The sequence below is a fragment of the Streptomyces sp. NPDC058221 genome (genome assembly GCF_042882365.1).
GTDB lineage: Bacteria > Actinomycetota > Actinomycetes > Streptomycetales > Streptomycetaceae > Streptomyces.
Genome location: NZ_JBHVWF010000015.1, coordinates 17,614 through 38,745, shown reverse-complemented (window position 1 = coordinate 38,745; position 21,132 = coordinate 17,614). Strand labels below are relative to the sequence as shown.

The 21,132-nt window shown below is 70.1% G+C and carries 21 protein-coding genes; 5 read left to right on the top strand and 16 right to left on the bottom strand.

Annotation, left to right across the window (positions count from 1 at the left end; translation table 11 throughout):
* Nucleotides 1-625: 625 nt before the first annotated feature.
* From ACFVW8_RS07715 to ACFVW8_RS07705, 3 genes are read right to left on the bottom strand one after another with little or no spacing between them, the layout of a single operon-like run.
* Complete coding sequence (locus ACFVW8_RS07715; protein ID WP_389687234.1) at nucleotides 626-940, bottom strand: hypothetical protein; 315 nt, start codon at nucleotides 938-940, stop codon at nucleotides 626-628.
* Nucleotides 927-1,421, bottom strand: coding sequence for a MaoC family dehydratase (locus tag ACFVW8_RS07710; RefSeq protein WP_389687146.1), 495 nt, complete (start codon nucleotides 1,419-1,421; stop codon nucleotides 927-929). Before ACFVW8_RS07710 ends, ACFVW8_RS07715 begins: the two co-directional genes overlap by 14 nt.
* 43 nt (nucleotides 1,422-1,464) lie before the next feature.
* Complete coding sequence (locus ACFVW8_RS07705) at nucleotides 1,465-1,611, bottom strand: hypothetical protein (RefSeq protein ID WP_389687144.1); 147 nt, start codon at nucleotides 1,609-1,611, stop codon at nucleotides 1,465-1,467.
* Between the two features lie 396 nt (nucleotides 1,612-2,007).
* Between ACFVW8_RS07705 and ACFVW8_RS07700 the strand changes: the two genes are divergently transcribed.
* Nucleotides 2,008-2,580: a GNAT family N-acetyltransferase gene (locus ACFVW8_RS07700; RefSeq protein ID WP_389687142.1), complete on the top strand. Its 573-nt coding sequence runs from the start codon at nucleotides 2,008-2,010 to the stop codon at nucleotides 2,578-2,580.
* 192 nt (nucleotides 2,581-2,772) lie between these two features.
* Here the strand turns inward: ACFVW8_RS07700 and ACFVW8_RS07695 are convergent, their stop codons facing one another.
* The 7 genes from ACFVW8_RS07695 to ACFVW8_RS07665 all read right to left on the bottom strand — a co-directional run bounded on the left by ACFVW8_RS07695 (nucleotide 2,773) and on the right by ACFVW8_RS07665 (nucleotide 9,764).
* Nucleotides 2,773-3,699 (bottom strand): endo-beta-N-acetylglucosaminidase H, encoded by a 927-nt coding sequence (locus ACFVW8_RS07695; RefSeq protein WP_389687140.1) that lies wholly within the window; start codon nucleotides 3,697-3,699, stop codon nucleotides 2,773-2,775.
* A 281-nt stretch (nucleotides 3,700-3,980) separates the two neighbouring features.
* Nucleotides 3,981-4,496 (bottom strand): PASTA domain-containing protein, encoded by a 516-nt coding sequence (locus ACFVW8_RS07690; RefSeq protein WP_389687138.1) that lies wholly within the window; start codon nucleotides 4,494-4,496, stop codon nucleotides 3,981-3,983.
* On the bottom strand, nucleotides 4,493-5,023 hold the full coding sequence (locus ACFVW8_RS07685; protein ID WP_389687232.1) for a SigE family RNA polymerase sigma factor: 531 nt from the start codon (nucleotides 5,021-5,023) through the stop codon (nucleotides 4,493-4,495). Before ACFVW8_RS07685 ends, ACFVW8_RS07690 begins: the two co-directional genes overlap by 4 nt.
* 271 nt (nucleotides 5,024-5,294) lie before the next feature.
* Nucleotides 5,295-6,395 (bottom strand): P1 family peptidase, encoded by a 1,101-nt coding sequence (locus tag ACFVW8_RS07680; protein ID WP_389687230.1) that lies wholly within the window; start codon nucleotides 6,393-6,395, stop codon nucleotides 5,295-5,297.
* A 111-nt stretch (nucleotides 6,396-6,506) separates the two neighbouring features.
* Nucleotides 6,507-7,565 carry a VWA domain-containing protein gene (locus tag ACFVW8_RS07675; RefSeq protein WP_389687228.1) on the bottom strand — a complete coding sequence of 353 codons (1,059 nt, stop codon included), beginning with the start codon at nucleotides 7,563-7,565 and terminating at the stop codon, nucleotides 6,507-6,509.
* Between the two features lie 137 nt (nucleotides 7,566-7,702).
* Nucleotides 7,703-8,320, bottom strand: coding sequence for a TOPRIM nucleotidyl transferase/hydrolase domain-containing protein (locus ACFVW8_RS07670; RefSeq protein ID WP_389687136.1), 618 nt, complete (start codon nucleotides 8,318-8,320; stop codon nucleotides 7,703-7,705).
* Nucleotides 8,321-8,432: 112 nt separating this feature from the next.
* A complete protein-coding gene (locus ACFVW8_RS07665) occupies nucleotides 8,433-9,764 on the bottom strand; it encodes a multidrug effflux MFS transporter (protein ID WP_389687134.1) in 1,332 nt (443 codons plus the stop codon).
* Nucleotides 9,765-9,810: 46 nt separating this feature from the next.
* On the opposite strand from ACFVW8_RS07665, the gene ACFVW8_RS07660 reads away from it, so the two are divergent.
* Nucleotides 9,811-10,362, top strand: a complete 552-nt coding sequence (locus ACFVW8_RS07660) for a MarR family winged helix-turn-helix transcriptional regulator (RefSeq protein WP_389687132.1) — start codon at nucleotides 9,811-9,813, stop codon at nucleotides 10,360-10,362.
* Nucleotides 10,363-10,398: 36 nt separating this feature from the next.
* Here ACFVW8_RS07660 and mnhG read toward each other — a convergent pair whose 3' ends face one another.
* From mnhG to ACFVW8_RS07630, 6 genes are read right to left on the bottom strand one after another with little or no spacing between them, the layout of a single operon-like run.
* Complete coding sequence (mnhG, locus tag ACFVW8_RS07655) at nucleotides 10,399-10,752, bottom strand: monovalent cation/H(+) antiporter subunit G (protein WP_389687130.1); 354 nt, start codon at nucleotides 10,750-10,752, stop codon at nucleotides 10,399-10,401.
* The gene (locus ACFVW8_RS07650; protein WP_389687128.1) at nucleotides 10,749-11,084 is read right to left on the bottom strand and encodes a monovalent cation/H+ antiporter complex subunit F; all 336 of its coding nucleotides are present in this window, start codon (nucleotides 11,082-11,084) and stop codon (nucleotides 10,749-10,751) included. The genes mnhG and ACFVW8_RS07650 overlap by 4 nt, the downstream gene beginning before the upstream one ends.
* Complete coding sequence (locus tag ACFVW8_RS07645; RefSeq protein WP_389687126.1) at nucleotides 11,081-11,725, bottom strand: Na+/H+ antiporter subunit E; 645 nt, start codon at nucleotides 11,723-11,725, stop codon at nucleotides 11,081-11,083. The genes ACFVW8_RS07650 and ACFVW8_RS07645 overlap by 4 nt, the downstream gene beginning before the upstream one ends.
* Nucleotides 11,722-13,374 carry a Na+/H+ antiporter subunit D gene (locus ACFVW8_RS07640; RefSeq protein WP_389687124.1) on the bottom strand — a complete coding sequence of 551 codons (1,653 nt, stop codon included), beginning with the start codon at nucleotides 13,372-13,374 and terminating at the stop codon, nucleotides 11,722-11,724. Before ACFVW8_RS07640 ends, ACFVW8_RS07645 begins: the two co-directional genes overlap by 4 nt.
* Complete coding sequence (locus ACFVW8_RS07635) at nucleotides 13,371-14,090, bottom strand: Na(+)/H(+) antiporter subunit C (RefSeq protein WP_389687122.1); 720 nt, start codon at nucleotides 14,088-14,090, stop codon at nucleotides 13,371-13,373. Before ACFVW8_RS07635 ends, ACFVW8_RS07640 begins: the two co-directional genes overlap by 4 nt.
* Nucleotides 14,087-17,011 carry a Na+/H+ antiporter subunit A gene (locus tag ACFVW8_RS07630; RefSeq protein ID WP_389687121.1) on the bottom strand — a complete coding sequence of 975 codons (2,925 nt, stop codon included), beginning with the start codon at nucleotides 17,009-17,011 and terminating at the stop codon, nucleotides 14,087-14,089. Before ACFVW8_RS07630 ends, ACFVW8_RS07635 begins: the two co-directional genes overlap by 4 nt.
* Nucleotides 17,012-17,458: 447 nt before the next feature.
* On the opposite strand from ACFVW8_RS07630, the gene ACFVW8_RS07625 reads away from it, so the two are divergent.
* From ACFVW8_RS07625 to ACFVW8_RS07615, 3 genes are read left to right on the top strand one after another with little or no spacing between them, the layout of a single operon-like run.
* Nucleotides 17,459-20,293 (top strand): nitrate- and nitrite sensing domain-containing protein, encoded by a 2,835-nt coding sequence (locus tag ACFVW8_RS07625; RefSeq protein WP_389687119.1) that lies wholly within the window; start codon nucleotides 17,459-17,461, stop codon nucleotides 20,291-20,293.
* A complete protein-coding gene (locus tag ACFVW8_RS07620; protein WP_389687117.1) occupies nucleotides 20,290-20,727 on the top strand; it encodes a roadblock/LC7 domain-containing protein in 438 nt (145 codons plus the stop codon). Before ACFVW8_RS07625 ends, ACFVW8_RS07620 begins: the two co-directional genes overlap by 4 nt.
* Nucleotides 20,724-21,131 carry a DUF742 domain-containing protein gene (locus tag ACFVW8_RS07615; RefSeq protein WP_389687116.1) on the top strand — a complete coding sequence of 136 codons (408 nt, stop codon included), beginning with the start codon at nucleotides 20,724-20,726 and terminating at the stop codon, nucleotides 21,129-21,131. Before ACFVW8_RS07620 ends, ACFVW8_RS07615 begins: the two co-directional genes overlap by 4 nt.
* Nucleotide 21,132 lies beyond the last annotated feature (1 nt).

The window sequence follows — 21,132 nt, the reverse complement described above, 5'->3', positions numbered from 1 at the left end:
CGACCCTGAAGGCGCCGCCGATGCGGGCGTCTCCCCCATGGACGCGCAGGTCAGGCAGCCTGCGAGGATCGTTCCGTCCGCTCGACCCGCTGCACGGAGGGAAACAGGTCGACGCCCGACCCCGCCACGAACCCGCAGGTCAGGCACCCTTGTCAGTAGGCTCGAGGATCGCCACACACTCAACATGCGACGTCATCGGAAACACTTCGACGATTTCCCGCACTCGCGGCGCCGTCCAGTCTCCTGTGGTGGAGGGCTCCTACACCGCCGACCGCACACGCGGGTAATCCGTTCCACCGTGCTCGCATCGCAAAGGTCCGCGTGTAGCCCGGAGAACGGTCGTTGGCTGCAGGGACCCCTGGGACTTCTCTGGGACTTTCGGCCGCATCAACGTGCACGCACAGGAGACATCTGAAAGATGATCCACGCAGGTCGACGCTCTGCAACCGCGTATCGTCGCAGGTCATGGAACTGCGCGGTGTCTTCCGGGACATCTGATCGGCAGATGCCGCCCCCCTCTCCGACCAGGCGAAGCGCCGGCTCGAAAAGGGGCGGCGGCATCTGTGGGGCTTTCCTGGCACGCCTGCTCCGGCCATGGCCGGCTTCCTCGGCAATGCCGAAGCCATCAGCACTCGGCCCCAGCACCTCTCCTTGCCGGAGACCCAGGCCTGCCCCGATCTCGACAAGGACTCCCACGAACGGGCGGTACGGCTTCGGGAGAACGACGCCGTGCTCCGCCTCGAAGGACCGAACGCCCACTCAGCCACTGGAGTATGGCCAACTGTCGAGACCGTGCGACAAGGCTGCCACGGGAGTCCCGGATGTCGCGGCCTTCTTGATGGAACCCGCCCGCGACATGCCGGGTGTTGATGCGGCACGCCGGCCAACCGGGGCCGGGCGGGCCGGCCGGCGGTCTGTTGAGTCGGTCAGCCGTCGCAATGCCTGGTGCGCAGCAGGTTGACCACGGTCACGCGCAGGACTGGTGAGCCCGCAGCGTCGATCAGTTCCGCCAGGGTGCGGACCACGCCGCGCCCTGGGTCGGAGCGGGAAAGCCGGGTGTCCAGGGTGTGCACGCGCAGATGCAGGCGGTCGCCGGGGCGTACCGGTTCGAGCCACCGCAGTTCGTCGACACCTGGGCTGCCCAGGCTCGCGACGGTGGACAGGTAATGCTCGGCGAACAGCTTCATCATCAGCGCCACGGTGTGCCACCCGCTGGCGATCAGGCCGCCGAACGGACCGTTCTTGGCCGCGGCGGGGTCGAGGTGGAAGGACTGGGGGTCGAACTGGGCGGCGAAGCCGATGATCTCCTGCTCGGTGACGACGAGGCTGCCGTACTCCTGAGTGAAGCCGGCGGTGTAATCCTCGAAATAGCGGTCATCTGGGGGGACTTCGAAATCTCCGTCAGTTGGTTCGGGATTCACTGCACCTTCTCCTTCGGCCGGCGAGTGGACTCTGATGAGGGGATCACGGTCTGGGGCCGGTGCCGGGCAGCAGCAGCCGGGCGGTGAGCAGAGGGAGAGCGGCCAGGGTGGCCCCGCACCCGAGCACCCCGATCACCAACAGCCGGAAGGGACCGTACCGGTCACCGAGCCGGCCGGCGGCCACCGACAACGCGGCTACAGCACTCAGGTAGCCGGCGCACGGCTCGGACGGTGGGGCCGAGGCGGTCGTCGTCGACCAACCGCTCTCGCAGGGAGCCCCAATGATGCGTAGGCAGTGTCTACCACGACCCGTTAGACGCTGTCTACGCGTGTCCTGTCACGCGAATCCTGGCTCGTCCGCGGTGATTCCGGTGCGCAAGAAGATCTCCCGCTCGATTTCGGGCCGGTCGGGCATCCCGGTCGAGGTGGCGCCGCACTCCGCCGGTGCGGCCCTCGGCCTGCCCCGGGGTGCCGGCTGAAGGCAGGCCCGCACGAACTGCCGGCAGGCGGTGCCTGGGACATGAGGGTCGGACAGGATCAGAAATTCGGTGGTCCGCCCGCCCCATGGGGACACAAGATGGTGCACATGACGTTGGCCACCCCTGTGTTGCACACCGCTCGCCTGCGACTGCGACCCTTCACCGACACCGACGCGGCCCCCCTTTTCGCACTGCACAGCAGCGCCTACGTGATGCGCTACTGGGACTCCCCGCCATGGACCGACCGGGCCCGCGCCGAGCGCTTCATCACGATGTGCCGGAAGATGGCGGACGCAGGCACCGGAGCGCGGGTGGCCATCGACCGCGCCTCTGACGGGGCCTTCGTCGGCTGGTGCGCTCTGAGCGGGTGGAACCAGGACTATCGCAGCGCGTCGTTGGGCTATGTCCTCGACGATGCGATGTGGGGCCACGGCTACGCGACCGAAGCCGCGCATGCCTTGCTCCGGTGGGCATTCGACTCACTGGACCTGAATCGAGTCCAGGCCGAGACGGATACCCGCAACGTGGCATCGGCCCGAGTGCTGGAGAAGATCGGATTCGTGCGCGAAGGGACGTTGCGGGAGGACTGCGTCGTGAACGGCGAGGTATCCGATTCGTGGGTGTTCGGGTTGATCAGGCGAGAGTGGCAACCGTCAGCCGTACCGATGCCTGCCCTCTGAGCCGACCCTCAGCAGGAGGAGAGCATCGGTCTGCGCCGGGACCCCGCTGGGGCCTACCGGGGCCTCCGGTCGGGACCGTGGCGTGCGACCGCACCCCCGACATCGTTGTCGAAGCCGCGGTCTGTGCGGGTCGCGTCCCCACGGGATGCCACAGGCCCCGAGAGGGCATCTCGCGCCGGACCCACGGCCGCCCTACGGCGTGTAGACGGCATCACTGCCGTACAGCTCCCTGGTGAACGCGGAGACGTCGGCACTGCGATCGGTGCCGTCGAGGTTGTACGTCAGATAGACGCCGTACCCCTCGCTGACGGTGCGGCGGGCGAAGTCGGCGGCCGTGCTCTGCGCGGTCCGGCCGATCTCGACGGCTGCCGGCGACAGCTTCGACTTGGGCATGGCCATGCCGGGGACCTGCCAGGTGCCGTAGTACGGGTTCCAGGCGTAGTCGAACTTCGACGAGACGTCCACGCCGTCGTAGGAGAGCCGTGATGCGGCCGGGCCGATGTTGTAGAGACTGATGATCTTGTCGGGCATGTTCGTGCGCAGTGCCGTCACCAACTGCACGAACGAGCTGTCGTTGGGCTGGCCGGTGCCGTTGTTGCCGTACTCGGCGTACTCGTCGTCGAAGTCGATGCCATCGAGGCCGTACTTGGACACGGTGTCCGACAGTTCCGTCGCGAACGCCGAAGACGCCTGCTCGTTCGGGAAGTTGGCGAAGCCCGCGCCCTCATGATTGCCGAGCACCGAGAGGACGACCTTGATGCCCTTCTCCTGCAACGGCCGTATCTCCGTGGCAGCGTTGTCGAGAACGCGCTGCACGTTCTCGTTGAAGTGCAGATACGCCGCCTTCTTGCCCGTGTCGTAGTTGATGTTCGCTGCGAAGATCACCGCGACGTCGAAGGCGTTGCTGCCGTCGGCGAGGGTGTACTTGCCGACGTTGAGCATGCTGTTGTTGTTCACCTCGACGTACGCCACCGAGGTCGGCCCCTGTTTCGCGGGAGCGGGAGCCGGAACGGGGGCCGCTGCCGCGCCGGTCGTGACGGTCGTGCCGAAGGCGAGGGCCGCGACGGCCGAGAGTGCGAGCGCGGCCGTTCGCACTCTGCTCCGTACCAGAGTGAACATCGTTGATCGGTCTCCCATCGCATAGGGCGGCGCCGGACCTGTTCGAGAGCGCCGGGTGAGCCCTCCGAGCTTTCCGCTCCCGTCACCGACTCCCGGGAACCTTGCACGAACCCTCACGACTCCCACGCATGCCCCACCGCAATCCGGTGCCTGGGCGGTGGAGTTGGTACGCGCAGCTCCACGGTCGACGCGCTGCGCGCAGATGCCGGCGCCCCTTTCCGGACCAGGAGAATCCCTGATCGGAAAGAGGCGACGGCAGCTGCGCGGGCAGAACGGCAGGATCAGCCGCAGAGAGTCAGGTCGACCTTGTCGCCGCTCCGGAGGACCGTCGGGCTGAGCGGGGAGACGGCGATGACCGCGCCCGGCTTGCAGCGGGCGATCTTCGCATAGGTGACCTTGCCGACCTTGAGGCCGCCCTGCCCCAGAGCCTCCCTGGCCATGTCCAGGTTCATGCCCCCCACGTCGAACGGCTTGATGTACGGCACGGTGGTGACATTCCCCTTCCCCTTGGTTTCGGCCGTGCCCGTGTGGGCGGCGCTGGAAGGCGCGGTGTGTGAACCGTTGCCGATGGTGGCCAGGGCGGTGCCGCCGCCGGCCAGGACAAGGGCCGCGGAGACGGCGGCCATGACTCCGGCACGCCTGCGGCGGGTGCGGCTCCTGATGCCGGTGGCGTCGAACTGCGGCGCGGGAGAGGTGTTCGCGAAGTCGTTCAAGGCGGTTACCAGTTCCTGTTCGAAGAATTCGAGGGAGGTGTCACCGTCGCGGCCGTCCGAGGGCGGCGACGCGTAGCCGGTCATCGGGTCGAGGTTCCTTTCCGGAGCGACGGCGACGAAGATTCGGACAGTGCGGGCATCTGGGTCCGGAGCTTTTCGAGGCCTCGGGTGAGCTGGGACCGTACGGCGCTCGCCGAGATATGCAGATCCTCGGCGATCTCGGCATCCGAAAGGTCGTGGAAGTAGCGCAACACCACGACGGTGCGCATGCCTATCGGCAGACGTTGCAAGGCACGGACCAATTGGTCCCGGCTGTCGATACGCCCGTATTCGTCACCCGGGGACGGCCGGTCGTCACCGGTGTCCTGCTGGGGTACGACACGGCGGAACCGCTTCCAGCGGTCGTTGGCGAGATTCACCATGATGCGCCGCACATAAGCGTCCGGGGCATCCTTGGCTGCGATGGTGCGCCAACGACGGCAGGCACGTTCCAGAGTTTCCTGGACCAGATCCTCGGCCGCCTCACGGCTTCCGGTCAGGACCAGGGCCCCTCGGAACAGCGCCGCCGAACGGACCGCGACGAAGGAGTGGAAATCCATTCCCGGGCGCATTCCGGCCGGTGCCGGATCGGACCGGCCACTGCGGTCGCTCCGGTTTCCCCACCCGGGCCGGTCCGTTCGACTCGTCTCGGAAAGCAGTGAATTCCATTTGGCTGCCAGAGCCACACCGCCCCTCCCTTCCTGTCCCCCCATTGACTGCGCAGGGGCCGGTTCTGCTGCACGGCACCTTTGAGACCTGTGTCACACAGGGAGCAGTCGAGGGCAGTGGGCCGGGACGGACCGGCCTCTCGCCGGGCGCGGTCCGTCGCTCGTGGCCGGGCCCCTACCGGGCCATCACCCCGCGTGCCGCCAGAAGTTCGGACATCCTGTCCAGTGGCAGTGCCTGGACGTGGTGGCCCGCACGGCCGGTCATCGAGTGGGCACCCGTGAGCACATTGAGCACTGCCTCCTCCACCGACTCGACGACCGCGCTGTAGAAGGAATCCATCCGGCCCCACGGCACGAACCGCATCGACTCGTACGGAGCACTGCCGTCATCGGTGGGAAACGTGCTGGTCAGGGCGGACTCGTTGGCCGTGGAGAAGGCCAGGAAGATGTCTCCCGAGAAGTGACTGCCGGTGGTGCCCGTGCGGGCCAGCCCCAGGGTGACGCGGCGCGCCAGCGCCTTGCACTGCCCCGGAAGCAGAGGCGCGTCCGTCGCCACCACCACAATCACCGAGCCCGCACCGGGCGGCACCTGACGCTCGCCGTCGGGCGCCCCGCCGGGGCTGTCGGGCAGTTCGAGGCCCACCGGAACACCCGCCACCACCAGTTCGCGCCGGGCGCCGAAGTTGGCCTGGACGAACGCACCCACTGTGTAGCGGTCCTCGCCGTACTCCACCAGCCGTGACGCGGTCCCCGAGCCGCCCTTGAAGCCGTAGCAGCGCATCCCCGTACCGCCGCCTACGCAGCCTTCCCCGACCGGACCCGAGGCCGCCGCTTCGATGGCGGCCGCGGCGTGGCGGGACTCCACGGCCGTGCCGTGGATGTCGTTGAGGTGGCCGTCCCAGGTCTCGGCGACCACCGGCAGCAGCCATTCGGGCGCCATGCCACGGCAGTTGGCACCCACCCACTCGACCACACCGCGGTGGACCGGTCCCACCGCGTAGGTGTTGGTGATGAGCACCGGTACGGCGAGTGAGCCGCTCTCCTCGATCCAGGCGGTGCCGGTCATCTCGCCGTTGCCGTTGAACGAGTGCCAGCCGGCCGCGCAGGGCTGCCCCACGCCCTCCCGGCCGCGCGGCAGCAGCGCGGTCACTCCGGTGCGTATGTCATCACCCTCGCAGAGGGTCACATAGCCGACCTCGACACCGGGCACGTCCGTGATCGCGTTCCACCGGCCCGGCTCGCCTGTCAGCGGGATGCCCGACTCGCGTGCCCTCATGCGGTTCTCGTCCACAGGCTCTCTTCCTTCACGCCGTCGTCAGCCAGGCCGGCGGTGGGAACGAGACCTCCGCTCGCAGGCCGGTCCCCGCCCTCCGCTCGTCCGCCCATCTCACAGCATGATGAGCAGACGCGTCTTCGCCTTGAGCTTCCTGTTCACCGAACGGCTCTGCACGTACACCTCCAGCTCGGGGTTGTTCCCCGCCTTCACGGAGACGGTCCCCCGGACCCCCGCGCCGAACAGCAGACTGCGCGCCGCGTCGCCCGTATAGGCGCGGTCGGTGTCCTTCTCGACCACGATGACTTCCTTGTCGGGCTGGACCTGAACCCGGGTGCCCAACTGGTAGTAGCACGCGCCTCGTTCGTACGTCACACCTGGATGCGAATCGACGAAGGAACGGATCTCGACCTCCGTGTCGACCTTCAGGAGCCGGTACTTGTCGGCCGGGACCGGTTCGAGGCTCGCCCGTACGTCGTCGACCGATATGTCCTGGCCGACCGCGAACAGGTTCTTCGTGCCGCGCACACCCTGCTCGCGCCCCCGGAGGAAGCTCGTGGCCGCGGCCCGGACGGTGCCGATCGCCTCCTCGACGCCCTGCTGCGAATCCGCGTCCCATATCGCGATGTTCCCGGACGGGAAGCCGTAGTTCTGAGCGGTTCGCTTCGCGAGGGAGTTCGGGACGAGGATCGCGGACGTCCAGTGGCCCGGAAGCGCACCCATCCTCGCCGCGATCCTGTCGAGCCAGGGGCCGAGGATCGCCATGTCGCCGTCGTGCCGCCTGTCGCCGCCGGAGGCGTTCTCCTCGCCGTCCGTCACCACGATCTGGAGGAAGCTGTGCTCGCCGTACTCCTCCCAGATGTGGCCCAGATCGTCCAGGGACTTCAGCGAGGCCTCGATGAGGGCCGTGGCACCGTTGTTGACCTGGTACAGGCCGCGCATGGAGGGCAGATGCTTGACGTCCATGTCCCAGACCAGGTTCTCCACCCTGTGGTCGAAGGAGTAGAGGCTGATCCGGGTCTCATGCCCGAGGCTGTCGGACTCGGCCTTCAGACCCGCCACGAACTCGTCCACGACGCGGATGAGCTGGCTCTGGTGCGGGCGCATGGAACCCGAACAGTCCACGACCAGCGCGACATGATTCACCTTGTGCTGGATCCTGTTGGACATGATTCTGCTCCTTCTCCGCAGCTCCCCGAGTGATGTCTTCACACTAGAAGGAGCCACTGACAACGCCGCCTGACGAGCGTTCAGCGCCGTGCACAGCACCGGTCCGAGGGCGTCGCCCGACGTCGGTCAGTGATCAGTGATCAGAGGCTCGCGAGCAGCCCGTCGAGCGGGGCCGGTACGCGGTCGGGGTCGAGCGCCTCGACGAGGACGCGGCCGTAGTGGATCTTGCGCCCCTTCTTCGTGCCGAGGAAGCGCCGCAACTGCTGCTGCGGAGCGCGGCCCCGTTGCGCGGGCTGGCGGATGAAGGTCTGCAGCGCGCGCAGGTCGCCCTCCTCCCGGACGAGTTCCTGCACCCGGGTCACGCCCAGCGCGCGGATGAGCTCGTCCTCCAGATCCGCCGCGCAGACGAAGAAATCCGGCTGCGCCGCGCCGGACCGCTGGAAGGCGCGGCTGTAGTAGCCGCGCTCCGCCTCGTCGCACAGGCCCGTGAGACGCAGACCCAGTCCGGACGGCCCGAGGAGGGCGGCGAACCGCCCGACGCTCATCGCACCGCCCATCGACAGCACGCAGACTCCTTCGGCTGTCAGCTGCCGGCTGCGACTCGCGGCCAGCGCGTCGACCGCTGCGACGTCGCTCGGCCCTTCCAGCAGGACTGCCGTGCGCACGGGAAGCCGCTCGGCCAGCTCGCGGGCGGGGCCGCCCTGGCCACCCGCCGCCCATGCGGTCACCGCTTCTCTGAACGCCTCCATGTCAGCCACGCCATGAGTTTCCGTCCTTTCCGGCCGCCGGGACAGCGACTTTCCGACCGGTGGGCGGATGCGGCGGCCACCGGTCGGTCCGGGGCGCTTCCCGGGCACCCGCGTGCTGCCGTCAGGCGCGGCTGTCCCCGGGCCGCGCTTCGGGGGCGATCTCGCCGTGGCTCAGCCACGGGCGGGCAAGCAGGACCAGGGCGAGGCCCGCCAGGGCCAGCCCGATGAGCATGATGACGGCCATGGGGGTGGCGGTGTCCTCGCCGAAGAGGCCGACGAGCGGTGAGGCCACTGCGCCGAACAGGAACTGGAGACCGCCGATGAGCGCCGATGCCGCACCCGGTGCGCTGCCGCCCAGGTGCTGGCCGATGCTCATGGTGGCGGGGAAGATCAGGGCGATGCCCGACATGGTGACGAACAGGCAGATCCAGCTGACGGCCAGGCTCTGGCCGGCCAGGGCCGGGATCACGAGCAGGGCGACGGCGCCGGCGCCGGAGATGGCGAGGCCGGAGATCAGGAGAGTGTTCAGCCGGACCCGTGCGGCGAGCCGCGCGAAGGTGAATCCGCCGATCAGCATGCCCACGGCGTTCGAGGCGAAGATGAGCGAGTACACGGTGGGCGATACGCCGTGGACGTTCTGGAAGACGAAGCTGGACCCGCTGATATAGGCGAACAGCGCCGCCGAGGTGAAACCGAGCACGAGCACGTACCCCATGAAGGCCCGGTGGGTGAGCAGCGTGCCCATGGTGCGGAAGGTGCCGGTGAGGCCTCCGCTGTGCCGGCGCTCGGGCGGCAGCGTCTCGGGGACCTTCCTCAGTACGGCAAACAGCAGGAGCCCGCCGAGCACGGCGAGGACCACGAAGACGGCGCGCCAGGTCGACAGTGACAGCACCAGTCCGCCGACGACGGGCGCTGCGATCGGCGCGATGCCGAGGATCTGCGAGAGCAGCGCGAAGTAGCGGGGTACGTCCGCCCCGCGGAAGCAGTCGGTGATCACCGCGCGGGCGAGCACCATGCCGGCCGCGCCCGCGAATCCCTGGAGGAACCGGCCGGCCGTGAGCAGTTCCACGTTCGGGGCGACGGCGCACAGCAGGGAGAAGAGGACGAAGCCCCCCGTACCGGCGAGCAGCAGCCTGCGGCGGCCCCAGCCGTCACTCATCGGGCCGATCAGCAGCTGGCCCACCACCATGCCGACGAGGAACGCGGTCAGCGTGAGCTGCACGGCGGAACCGCTCGCATGCAGTGCGGCCCCCATCGAGGGGAAGCCCGGCACGTACATGTCGGTGGCCAGTGGGGCCACTGCGGTGAGCGCGCCCAGCACGGCGACCAGGGCGGAGAGCTGCTTCGGCGAGGCGGGCGGGCCGGACCGGGGCCGGGACCCGGGGTGGGACGGCGACTCGGACCGGGCAGCGTGGGATGCCGCCTCGTCGGAGGCGGAGGAAGGCGATAGCATGGAGATAAAGATAACCGATGGTTCACTGGTTAACAAAGGAGTGCTGGTGCAGTCCCATCCCGACGGGGTCCGTGATCAATGGGTCAGCCACAACCCTGGCCTGAACGTCTCCGCCATGGAGGTCGTGGCGCTGGTCAAGCAGGTGTCCTCGCTGTTCGACCGCGCTCTCGAACCGCTCTACGAAGGCGCCCCGCTCACCGCGCCCGAGGCGGATCTGCTCATTCCGCTCCGCTGGGCCACCGAACCGGCCATCGCCCGCCGGCTGGCCGACAACATGGGAATGTCGCGGGCCGGGGTCAGCAAGACGCTGGCCAAGCTGGAGAAGCGCGGCCATATCGAACGCACGCAGAACCCCGCCGACCGGCGGGCCGCGCTCGTGACGATCACGGAGTCGGGGAAGCAGGCCATCGACCAGCTCTTCCCGCGCCAGCTCGCCGTCGAGGCGCAGCTGCTCTCCGGCCTGGGCGAGGACCGGACGAGGGTGCTCGACGCACTGGCGCTCCTCGCCGAGGTCATGGACAGCGCGCAGGCCGACCGGACGCGAGGCCGCGACGCGGGCCCGGGCCTCTCCAACATTCGGGGCAGCAGAGCGACTTGATTCGATACCGGCCGTGGCGCGGCTGCCTCGTCGCCGTCAGCTCTCCTCGGTGAGCTGCTCGTCCAGCTCGTCGAAGAGCAGCTCACCGTGCTCGATCTGTCCGGTCCGGTACGCGGAGCGCGCGACCAGATGTGCGGCGACCGGGCCGGTCATCAGCTGGAAGAAGCCGATCAGCGCCAGGGTGGCGAGGTCCATGCCGCTGCGCAGCCGCAGAGCGACCCCGGCCAGCACGATCAGCATGCCGAGGGACTGCGGCTTGGTGGCGGCATGGCTGCGGGACAGGACGTCCGGCAGCTTCAGCATGCCGATGACACCCAGCAGGCAGATGGCGGCGCCGAGCAGGACGAGGACCGCGCCTGCCGTGTCGGTGATCTGGACCCAGACCCTCATGGTGTGTCCCCGCCCGTCCTCTTGGGGCCGTCGGCACGCGTATGGCCCGGCGGCCGGTCGCGTACCGCGATGAAGCGCGCGATGCCGACCGAACCGGTGAAGCCGAGGAAGGCCAGCACCAGCATGATCGGGAAGTAGAACGGGTCGCGCGCGAAGGCCGACTTGGCGCCGAGCCCGGCGATGATCAGGGCCGCGCAGACATCCAGCGAGATCGCCCGGTCCAGCATGGAGGGGCCGCGCCAGATTCGGGTCAGCAGGCCCGCCCCGGCGATGATGATCACGACGACGGCTGCGGTGAGCAGCACCCGGTCGACCGTCTCCGGAACGCTCATGCGTCCTCCCCCTGCTCTCCCGGCTGCTCGCCGGTGCCTGGTGCCGTCGGTGGCGGAGCGGCGACGCGTTCGATCTCGTCCGGGGTGCCGAAGGCCCGGACCGTCAGCTCCTCCAGGCGCCATACGGAACGCCGGGCCGCGTCCAGTTCGGCGGGCCGGTCCGCATCGAGAACGTGCAGGAAGACGGTGGCGGTCGCGCGGCGCACCTCGACGACCGAACCGCCGGGCACGTTGGACACCGCGACGGCGGTCGCCGTCAGCATCAGGTCGGAGCGGCAGCGCAGGGGTACGGCCATCACGGCGGCCCGGTGCGGGCGGTCGTCGAAGATCTGGCGGGTGACCTTCACGCCGGAGGTGTACATGTCGTAGAGCAGGAAGCCGGCCAGCCGCAGGATCCCCCAGGGGTGCAGGCGGAGACCGAGGTCGACCTGCGGCAGCGGGAACGCCAGGCAGACGGCGACCGCGACCACCACCCCGGTCAGCACGTTGGCCCAGTGCAGGCTGGACCAGAGCAGCACCCAGATGACGGTGAGCCAGGCGATCAGCGGGAGGTCGAGCACGCGCCGCCGGCGGCCGCCGAACTCGCAGCTGAAGGGCGGCAGGCGTTTGTTCCGGTAGGAGAGGGTGATGAGTCGCTTCACCGTCCGAGCACCGCCTCGATGTAGGGGGAACGTGCGATGAGTTCGGCGGCCGAGCGGTCGGTGTACGACGTCAGCGGTCCGGCGAACACGGTGAAGGCGAGTCCGAGCGCGACCGTCGCGGCGGTGGCCCAGGTCATCGGCCGCGGCAGCTTCGTCGTGGTGGTGACCGCGTGACCGTGCAGGGTGGCCGCCACCGCGCGTCCGGCCGGCTGGTGGCGCGGTCGGACCCCTTCGTCGCCGGTGCCGGGCATCCGGTCCGGGCCCTCGTCGGCGTCGCTGTCGTCCTCCTCGTCGGACTCCAGGACCGTGCCGTCCAGCGCCTGCCCGGGAGGTGCGGCCCGCCAGAAGGCCAGGTTCCAGACCTTGGCCATCACGTACAGCGTGAGCAGGCTGGTCGCCGCCGATCCGACGACGAGGATCCAGGCCCAGACACCGCCGTCGGCGACACCGGCACGCATGAGTCCGAGCTTGCCGATGAATCCGGACAGCGGCGGAATCCCGGCGAGGTTCATCGCGGGTACGAAGAAGAGGACGGCCAGCAGTGGTGCGGCCCTGGCGATTCCGCCGAGCCGGGTGAGTTCGGTGGTGCCGCCCCGGCGTTCGATCAGCCCGGCCACCAGGAAGAGCGTGGTCTGCACGGTGATGTGGTGGACGACGTAGACGATCGCGCCGCCGTACGCCTGCCGGGTGGCGAGCCCGATACCGAAGACCATGTAACCGATGTGGCTGATGAGGGTGAAGGAGAGCAGTCGCTTCAGGTCGGTCTGGGCGACGGCTCCCAGGATGCCGACGACCATCGAGGCGAGCGCGGCCGCCATCAGCAGGTCGCCGAGCCGGTTGCCGGGGAAGAGCAGCGTCTCGGTGCGCAGCATGCAGTAGACGCCCACCTTGGTGAGCAGTCCGGCGAAGACCGCGGTGACCGGGGCCGGTGCGGTCGGGTAGGAGTCGGGCAGCCATGCGGCGAGCGGGAAGACGGCGGCCTTGATCGCGAAGACGGTCAGCAGCATCGCCTGGATCAGGGTCTGGACGCCCAGCGGGAGCGCGGCGAGGCGCCCGGCCAGCTGGGCGAAGTTGGCGGTGCCGGTAGCCGCGTACGTCATGGCGATGGCGGTCAGGAAGAGCATCGAGGAGAAGAGGGAGATGATCACGTAGGTGGAGCCGGCCCGGACCCGGGGGCCGGTGCCGCCGAGCGTGAGCAGCACGAAGCTGGCGACCAGCATGATCTCGAAGCCGACGTAGAGGTTGACCAGGTCGCCGGCGAGGAAGGTGCACGAGACCCCGGCGACCAGGATCAGGTAGGCCGGGTGGAAGACCGCCACCGGTGTCTCCTCGTCCCGGTCGGCCATGCCCTGGCCGAGCGAGTAGACGAGGACGCACAGGGTCACGGCCGAGGAGACCGTCAGCATCAGCCCGGAGAGCCGGTCGGCGACCAGCGTGATGCCGAGCGGCGGGGCGAAGTCGCCGAGGTGGACGGTGAGCGGTCCTTCGATGTCCGCGTCGATCATCAGCGTGACCGAGAGGCCCAGTACGGCGGTGAGCACGGCGACGCTGATGAAGCGCTGGAACTGTTTGAGGCGGGTGCCGAAGGCGAGGCTCAGGCCGGTGGCGCAGAGCGGCAGCAGCACCGGCAGCGGGACGAGTGCGTTCACCCGGTGTCTCCTCGGTTCGGATCGTCGGGGGCGGAGTCGGAGCTGGGTCCCGCGCCGGGACCCGGGGCCGGTCCCTCGCCGGTTCCGGAGGCGAAGCCGGTGCCGGGACCCGGTGCGGCGTCCGGTCCAGGGGCGGGGCCCTCGCCGTCAGCCGTCGCCGCGTAGTGCTCCGGGTCCGCGCCCAGGACGTCGTGCCACAGATCGCCGGTCGCGTTCCGGCCACGGGCCTGCAGGGCGCGGTCGGCGCGCAGTCTGGCTCTCAGCCGGCGTCGCTCCGCGCGGTAGCGGCGGCGCTCCTCGTCAGTACGGCCGGACTCGGACCGGTACTGCTCGCGCAGTTCGTCGCGCTCGTCCAGCACCTCGGCGCGCAGCACGATGCGCCGGTCCTCCAGGTCGTCGTGGACCTCGTCCGTGCCGGTCAGCTGATGGCTGCGGTAGGCCATGGCCAGCAGGAACGCGGTGGTGGCGAGCGTGATGACGATGGCGGTGAGCGCGATGGCCTGGGGCAGCGGATCGGTCACCCGGCTCAGCGCGACCCCGTAGAGCAGGGGTTCGCGGCCGGCCGTTCCGGTGGCGGACAGGACGAGCAGGTTGATGCCGTTGCCCGCGATGACCGCGCCCAGCAGGATCCGGGTGAGGGGCCGGGTGAGCATGAGGGTGCCGCCGACCGCGCACAGCACAGCGGCGGTGGCGAGGAGCGAGGCGCTGACGGTCATGCGGTGCCCTCCGTCCCGGGCTCCGGCGGGGCGGCCGGCCCGGTCGGCCCGGGCGTCGTCAGTTCGGCGGCGGCCCGCTCGATCTGCCGGTCGATCTTGGCGCCGAGGGCCCGCACGATGTCCAGCACCACGCCCAGCACCAGCAGATAGACACCGAAGTCGAAGATCACCGGCGTGCCGAAGTGGTAGTCCCCGATCAGCGGCAGGTGCCCGTGGTAGGTCCAGGCGTGCAGGACGGTGCCGTGGGCGAGGCCCAGCAGGCCGACTCCGGTGGAGAGGAACAGGCCGAGGCCGGTGAAGAGGCCCGGCTGCAGCGGAGCGGCCTCGGCGAGTTCGAAGCGGCCGCCCGCCAGGTAGCGGGTGATCAGGGCGACGCCGGCGACCAACCCGGCCACGAAACCGCCGCCCGGCATGTTCTCGGCGCAGAACAGCAGATACACCGAGAGCACCAGGATCGGGTGGAACAGCAGCCGGGCCACCACTTCGAAGACGATGGAGCGGTGCTCCGGCGCGAGGGTGGCACCGGCCGCCAGCCAGCCGCGCTCCGGGGCCCCTTCGTCGCCCTGCGGCAGCCCCGTCAGCCGGGTCGTGGTCTCCGACCAGGCCGTGCGCCCCTGTTGCTCCGGGGGTGCCGCGGCACCTTCGGCGCGGCGGTGCAGATAGATCAGGCTCGTCACACCGATCGCCGCGGCGGCGAGCACGGCGGACTCCCCCATCGTGTCCCAGGCACGCAGGTCGACCAGGATGGTGGCCACGACGTCCTTGAGTCCGTGGTGCGCGGTCTCCTCGACCATGGCGGCGCCCGCCGGTCTCGCGGTGCGCGCGGCCGCCGCGACCCAGACGACGACGCTCAGGGTGGCCGCCGCGGCCAGTGCCACCGGGATACGCATGGTGCGGCGCCAGCTGCTGACGGACTCCTGGAAGTGCACGGGCATCCGTCGCAGCACCAGCACGAACACGATCATCGACACGGTCTCCACGCAGAACTGCGTGAGCGCCAGGTCCGGGCCGCCCTGGACGACGAAGAGCAACGCGGTCCCGTAGCCGGTGAGTCCGGCCAGCACCACGGCCTTCATGCGCCGTCTGACGGTGAGACAGAGGAGGGCCGCAGCGCATGTCAGTACGGCGACGGCGCCCTGCAGCGGTGCGTCCCAGAGGCGGGGCGCGGCGGCCCCGTGCCAGGGACGGTCCACGCCGAGCACGGTCAGCTGCCCGCCGAGCATGACGAGCAGCGTGGTCGCGAGGTAGACGGAGAGCGAGCCTCGCTGGACGAAGCCGGTGACCTGGAGGGAGAGCCGCTCCAGGCCGAGCAGCAGATGGCCGAAGACGTTGTCCGCGGTCGGCCAGGCGACCCGCCGGGAGAACCGGGTGACCTCGCCCCGCCGTGCGAAGAGTGCGGCGCCGCCCACCACGGCGACGGCCGAGAGCAGCAGCGCGGTGCCGAATCCGTGCCAGAGCGCGAGGTGGTAGGGGTGCGCGGGAGCCGGGAAGGCGTCCGCGTAGGCGCTCAGCAGCCGGTCGGTCCAGCCGACACCGGGCCCGAGGACCAGCCCGCAGCCGGCGAGCAGCGCGGGCGGGGCGAGGAAGGCCCAGCCGACCCGGTGGACGGGGGTGTCGGGGACACCGGGCTTGCGCAGGAAGGCTCCCCAGACGAACCGTACGGTGTAGGCGACGGTCAGCATCGACCCGGCGACCGCGATGCCCAGCGCCCAGCGGTCCGCCGTGTCGCCGTGCAGCAGTGCGTCGAAGGCCGCCTCCTTCGCGGCGAATCCCAGCAGCGGAGGCAGTGCGGCCATGGACGCGGAGGCGATCACGGCGACGGCGCAGACGTGCGGCAACGCCCGTCCGACTCCCGAGAGTCTGCGCAGGTCCCTGGTGCCGGTCGCGTGGTCGACGATGCCGGTGACCAGGAACAGCGGCGCCTTGAAGAGGGCGTGGCCGAGGATCATCGCGGCGGCGGCCAGTGCCGCGTCCCGGTTGCCGACGCCGGCCAGCAGGGTGAGGAAGCCGAGCTGGCTGACGGTGCCGTAGGCCAGGACGAGCTTGAGGTCGTTGAGCCGCAGCGCCCGCCAGCCGCCGAGCAGCATGGTCGCCGCACCCAGGACCAGCACGACGGGCCGCCATACGGGGACCTCCGCGAAGCCGGGTGCGAGGCGGGCGACGAGGTAGACCCCGGCCTTGACCATGGCGGCGGCGTGCAGATACGCGCTGACGGGTGTCGGAGCGGCCATCGCGTTCGGGAGCCAGAGGCTGAACGGCCAGATCGCCGACTTGGACAGCGCCCCGCACAGGATCAGCACCACACCCACGGAGACGGCGACGCTCGTGCGGGGCGGATCGTCGAGGATGGCTGAGATCCGGTAGGTGCCTGATGCCTGACCGATGATCAGGAAGCCGACCAGCATGGCGAGACCGCCGAGCGTGGTGACGGTGAGCGCCTGGAGTGCGGAGCGGCGGCTGTGCCGGTGCTCGCTGTTGTATCCGATCAGCAGGTAGGAGAAGACCGTGGTCAGCTCCCAGAACACATAGAGCGAGATCAGGTCGTCGGTGAGCACCAGGGCGAGCATCGCTCCGGCGAAGGCGAGCAGGTTCCCGGCGAATCCGGCGAGTTGCGGGGTGCCGTCGGTGAAGTACGAGGCGCAGTAGAGCAGGACGAGCGTGCCGACACCGGCCGCGAGCAGCACCATCAGTTCGGCGAGCGCGTCGAGGCGCAGGCCGAGGGAGACGTCGTAGTCCGGGATCCAGTTCCACGACCAGGTGACCGAGGAGCCGGAGGCCGCGGTGTCCCACTGGGTGAGGGCCCAGCAGGTGGTGGCGGCCGGTGGCAGCGCCAGCACGACGAAGGCGCGGGTGCCGAGCCGCCGGACCAGCGGGTGGGCGAAGGCGGCCAGGACGAAGTGACAGACGATGAGGACGGTCATACGGCTCCGCGGGGCGTCCCGCGCCCGCCTCGGGAGGGCGTCCGGGGCTTGGCCGACACTGCGCGGAGCACTGCGGCGCGAAGTGCTCCGGCACGGCCGCCGGGAGATGCGGCGCGGCGCGGTGCGGCACGGGGGGTTGCTGCACGGGGGGTTGCTGCACGAACAGAAGGCACTAAATACAGATATATCCCCAGCCCTGCTTCACCCGTACGGCGCGCCGCGCCCACCCGGGCGCAGTCAGATCGGGCGCGACGGCTCCGCATGCGGATGGTGAAGGTGTGCGTGATCGGTGTTGCACATGTGAGCCCGCTTCCTCGCCATATTTGCAGTGTGACTAATATCTATCTGTCGAAGTTCTAAACGGATTTGACCAGTCGTGAGGCTGGCATCATCGTCAAGGAGCATGCCCTGCGCACGCGCGCGTCTCGGCGGAGCGACTCGACCACCATGTCGCTGCGGACGGCCCTGCTCGTACTGGCCATCGTCCCCGGTGTCGCACTGGCCGCCCTCTGGGCCGTCACCAGTGGTCAGACTCTGCTCGACTTCCAGACCCAGGCAGCCCAGGGGCAGTTGGCCCAGAAAGCCGGCCAGCCCTCCAACATCGTGTACTACAACCTGCAGGAGGAACGCCGGCTGAGCGCCGCGGCGCTGGCCCGCCCCGACGGCGGCACGGATGCGCTGCGCAAGCAGCGCAAGCTGACCGACGAGGCGATCACCAGCTTCCAGTCGCTCTCGGACGTGGACACCGACGACGCGCCCGGCGAGGTCCGGGACGCGGTCGGACAGGCCCGCCAGGCGATCAGCCAACTGCCCGCGCAGCGCACCCTGGTCGACGAGGGCGACAACGACCAGCAGAAGGCCGTGTACGGCTACTACACGGATCTCATCGCGGTCGACCTCAAGCTGTTCACCGCGCTCAGCCATGTGGACAACGGCAAGATCACCACGCTCTCGCAGCCACTGGTCGACCTGTTCTGGGCCAAGGAGATGATCTCCCGCTCGGACGCCCTGCTGGCCCGTGGCTGGCCGAAGGGCAAGCTGAGCACGGAGGACCTCCAGCAGGTCCGGCAGGCCGTTTCCGGCCAGTCGTTCCAGTACTCCACCAAGGTCGCCCCCTACCTCCCGCCGGACGAGAAGGCGATGTGGGACGAGATCGCCGGCAGTCCCGCCTGGAAGACCAAGACCCAGGTGGAGACGAGGGTGCTGCGGCCCGCGGATGCGGACAGCGCCGGATTCGTCAGCCTGGGTGCCGAGGAGAAGACCTGGCGCGGCGCGATGGACCGGCTCACCCCCGAGCTGGTGAAGCTGATGGAGCACCGCACCGATCTCGTGGTCGAGAACGGCAAGGACAGTGTCATCTCGCTGCTGATCAGGGTCGTGCTGACCACGGTGGTCGGCCTGCTCGCGGTCATCGCGGTCATCTGGTTCACCTGGCGCCTCACCCGCAATCTGCGCCGCCGCATCGGCGGGCTGCAGGAGCGCGCCGAGGAGCTGGAGAAGACGCTGCCCGATGTCGTCGACCGGCTCTCCAAGGGTGAGCGCATCGACATCGAGGCCGAGGCCGGTGCCATCGCACACGACGGGAAGAGCGGCACGTCCGACGAGCTGACACAACTCGGCAACGCCCTCAACCTCGCCCGCACCAGCGCCGTGCAGGCGGCCGTCAGACAGGCCGACCAGCACCGCGGCTTCGAGCGGCTGCTGCAGCGCATCGCCCGCCGCACCCAGCAGCTGATCGGCCAGCAGCTGAAGAAGCTGGACGAACTGGAGCGCAAGCACGAGGACCCCGAGGTGCTGGACGGTCTTTTCGACCTGGACCACCTCACCGCCCGTCTGCGGCGCTACGAGGAGAATCTGGTGATTCTCGCCGGCGGCTCCCCGCACCGGCGCTGGCGCAAGCCCGTTCCGCTGCTGGACGTCATGCGTTCCGCGCAGGGCGAGGTGCAGGACTACCGGCGCGTGGTGCTGGATCTGGACGGCACCCCGTGGCTGGCCGAGCGGGCCGTCGGACCGGTCTCCCATGTGCTGGCCGAACTGATCGAGAACGCCCTCAGCTTCTCCAGGCCGCCGAGCCCCGTCGAGGTCAGGGCGGCCCGGGTGAGCCGGGGTCTGGCCATCGAGGTCGAGGACCGCGGGCTCGGCATGGACGAGCAACAGCTGTCCGAGGCGAACGAGCTGATGAGCCGTCCGCCCAGGATGGACGTGCTGGCCCACTCCGACGACATCCGTCTGGGCCTGTATGTGATCGCGCGCCTTGCCGACCAGCACGGCCTGCGGGTGGAGTTCCGCCCCTCCGCCTTCGGCGGCACCCGGGTCGTCGTGCTCGTCCCCGACGCGCTGACGGTTCCCGAGCCGGGCAACGGTCCGGTGGGCGTACCGTCCCCCGAGCCCGCCGTGCCCACCGCACCGCCGGTGCCCGCCGCGACCGGCGACGGCGGGGCACTGCCCAGCCGGGGCCGCGGCCAGGCCCTCGCCGATGTCACCGCGCTGCACGCGTCCGGCGCGCCGCCGGACGCCACCGCGGCCCCGTACACCGTGGCGGCCGAGCCCTTCCCCGACCGGGAGGCGCAGCAGCCGCAGCCCGCGCCCGCCGACGACCCGTTCGGTGACCGCGAGCACCCGTACCCGCCGTATGCCGGCCCGCCCGGGGCGGCTCCCTACGGCTTCGCCGGTCCGGTGCCCCCGTACGGCTCCGCCCAGGACCCGTACAGCTCATCCCGGGATCCGTACGCCGCGGGCGAAGAGCCGTACATGAAGGCCGAGGGCCAGTACCCGGTGCCGCACCAGCCGTATCCGACGCCCGAGGAGCCGCACATGACTCCGCAACAGCCCTACCCGGGACCGTATCCGGGCGTCACCACGGATCAGGACGGCTTCCCGGTCCCCGGGCCCCGGCAGCCGGAACCCGCCGCCGGGCACCCCGCGCAGCTGCCGGTGTCCGAACCCGACCATCCCGCACCGCCGTCACCGGAGGCCATCGCCCCGCACAGCGGATCCGGCCGGCCCGCGCTGCCGTCCTCGCCCGCCGCGGAGCCGCCGTTGCCGCGCCGGGTACGGCAGGCCAGCCTCGCGGACGAGCTGCGGATCGACCCGGCCGCCGGGCCTGCCGCGCCGAAGCCGCCGGGCCGGGACGAGAACCCGCCGCCGCGGCCGGCCCCCCGCCGGGCCGGAGCAGCGATCGCGGCCTTCCAGCGTCGTTCGCGCGCCGCCCGCGCGACCGACGAATCGCCGACGGAGCCCGACCCGCCCGCCCACCTCCCCACGAGAGAAGACCGGTCATGACACGCACAACCGCCACTCACCAGGACCTCGACTGGCTGCTCGACGGTCTGGTGGACTCGGTGGCCGAGACCCTGAACGCAGTGCTGCTCTCCGACGACGGTCTGGTGGTGAGCCACTCGCGCACCGTCGAGCGCTCCGATGCCGAGCGGCTGGCCGCCATCTGCACCGGCCAGCAGAGCCTGGCCCGCGGTGTCGGCCAGCTCTTCGACGGCGGCGGCGTGCACCAGGTGATCGTCGAGCTGTCGGACCTGTGGCTCTTCATCATCTCGGCCGCCCGGGGCACGCACCTGGCCGTCGTCGCCTCCCAGGAGGTGGACGCCGAGATCATGTCGCTGGCCATGCACAACCTCGTCCAGCAGGTCGGTCAGAAGCTCAGCACCCCGGTGCGCGGTGACTTCGACGCCTTCGGCGGCGGGGACGGGACGCACGCGTGACCCCGCACCGGGAGGACGAGGAGCCGGAGGAGGACGGCGCGGGCACCATGGTGCGCCCGTACACCATCACCCGTGGCCGGACCGCCCCCGAGCGGGACGACTTCACCCTCATCACCGTGCTGACGACCGCACACGACCCACGCGACGAACACGGCGCGGCGGCCAGGCCCGGCCGGCTCCAGCCCGAGCACCGGATGATCCTGGAGCGCTGCCGGCGTCCCGCGGCGGTCGCCGAGGTCTCCGCGGACCTCGACCTCCCGGTCTCGGTGACCAAGATCCTGCTGGCGGACCTGGTGACCCATGGCCTGCTGCTGGCCCGTGCCCCGCTCTCGGTGGCACGCGCGGCCGGCGGTGCGGACATGGGCGTGCTGGCCGCTGTTCGCGACGGACTCCGGAGACTCTGAG

What these genes read in the sequence shown, in the direction of transcription:
- ACFVW8_RS07700 (WP_389687142.1), top strand. Translation starts at nt 2,008, where the DNA reads ATGACGTTGGCCACCCCTGTGTTGCACACCGCTCGCCTGCGACTGCGA.
- ACFVW8_RS07695 (WP_389687140.1), bottom strand. Translation starts at nt 3,699, where the DNA reads ATGTTCACTCTGGTACGGAGCAGAGTGCGAACGGCCGCGCTCGCACTC.
- ACFVW8_RS07690 (WP_389687138.1), bottom strand. Translation starts at nt 4,496, where the DNA reads ATGACCGGCTACGCGTCGCCGCCCTCGGACGGCCGCGACGGTGACACC.
- ACFVW8_RS07685 (WP_389687232.1), bottom strand. Translation starts at nt 5,023, where the DNA reads ATGCGCCCGGGAATGGATTTCCACTCCTTCGTCGCGGTCCGTTCGGCG.
- ACFVW8_RS07680 (WP_389687230.1), bottom strand. Translation starts at nt 6,395, where the DNA reads ATGAGGGCACGCGAGTCGGGCATCCCGCTGACAGGCGAGCCGGGCCGG.
- ACFVW8_RS07665 (WP_389687134.1), bottom strand. Translation starts at nt 9,764, where the DNA reads ATGCTATCGCCTTCCTCCGCCTCCGACGAGGCGGCATCCCACGCTGCC.
- mnhG (WP_389687130.1), bottom strand. Translation starts at nt 10,752, where the DNA reads ATGAGGGTCTGGGTCCAGATCACCGACACGGCAGGCGCGGTCCTCGTC.
- ACFVW8_RS07650 (WP_389687128.1), bottom strand. Translation starts at nt 11,084, where the DNA reads ATGAGCGTTCCGGAGACGGTCGACCGGGTGCTGCTCACCGCAGCCGTC.
- ACFVW8_RS07635 (WP_389687122.1), bottom strand. Translation starts at nt 14,090, where the DNA reads ATGACCGTCAGCGCCTCGCTCCTCGCCACCGCCGCTGTGCTGTGCGCG.
- ACFVW8_RS07630 (WP_389687121.1), bottom strand. Translation starts at nt 17,011, where the DNA reads ATGACCGTCCTCATCGTCTGTCACTTCGTCCTGGCCGCCTTCGCCCAC.
- ACFVW8_RS07625 (WP_389687119.1), top strand. Translation starts at nt 17,459, where the DNA reads ATGTCGCTGCGGACGGCCCTGCTCGTACTGGCCATCGTCCCCGGTGTC.
- ACFVW8_RS07620 (WP_389687117.1), top strand. Translation starts at nt 20,290, where the DNA reads ATGACACGCACAACCGCCACTCACCAGGACCTCGACTGGCTGCTCGAC.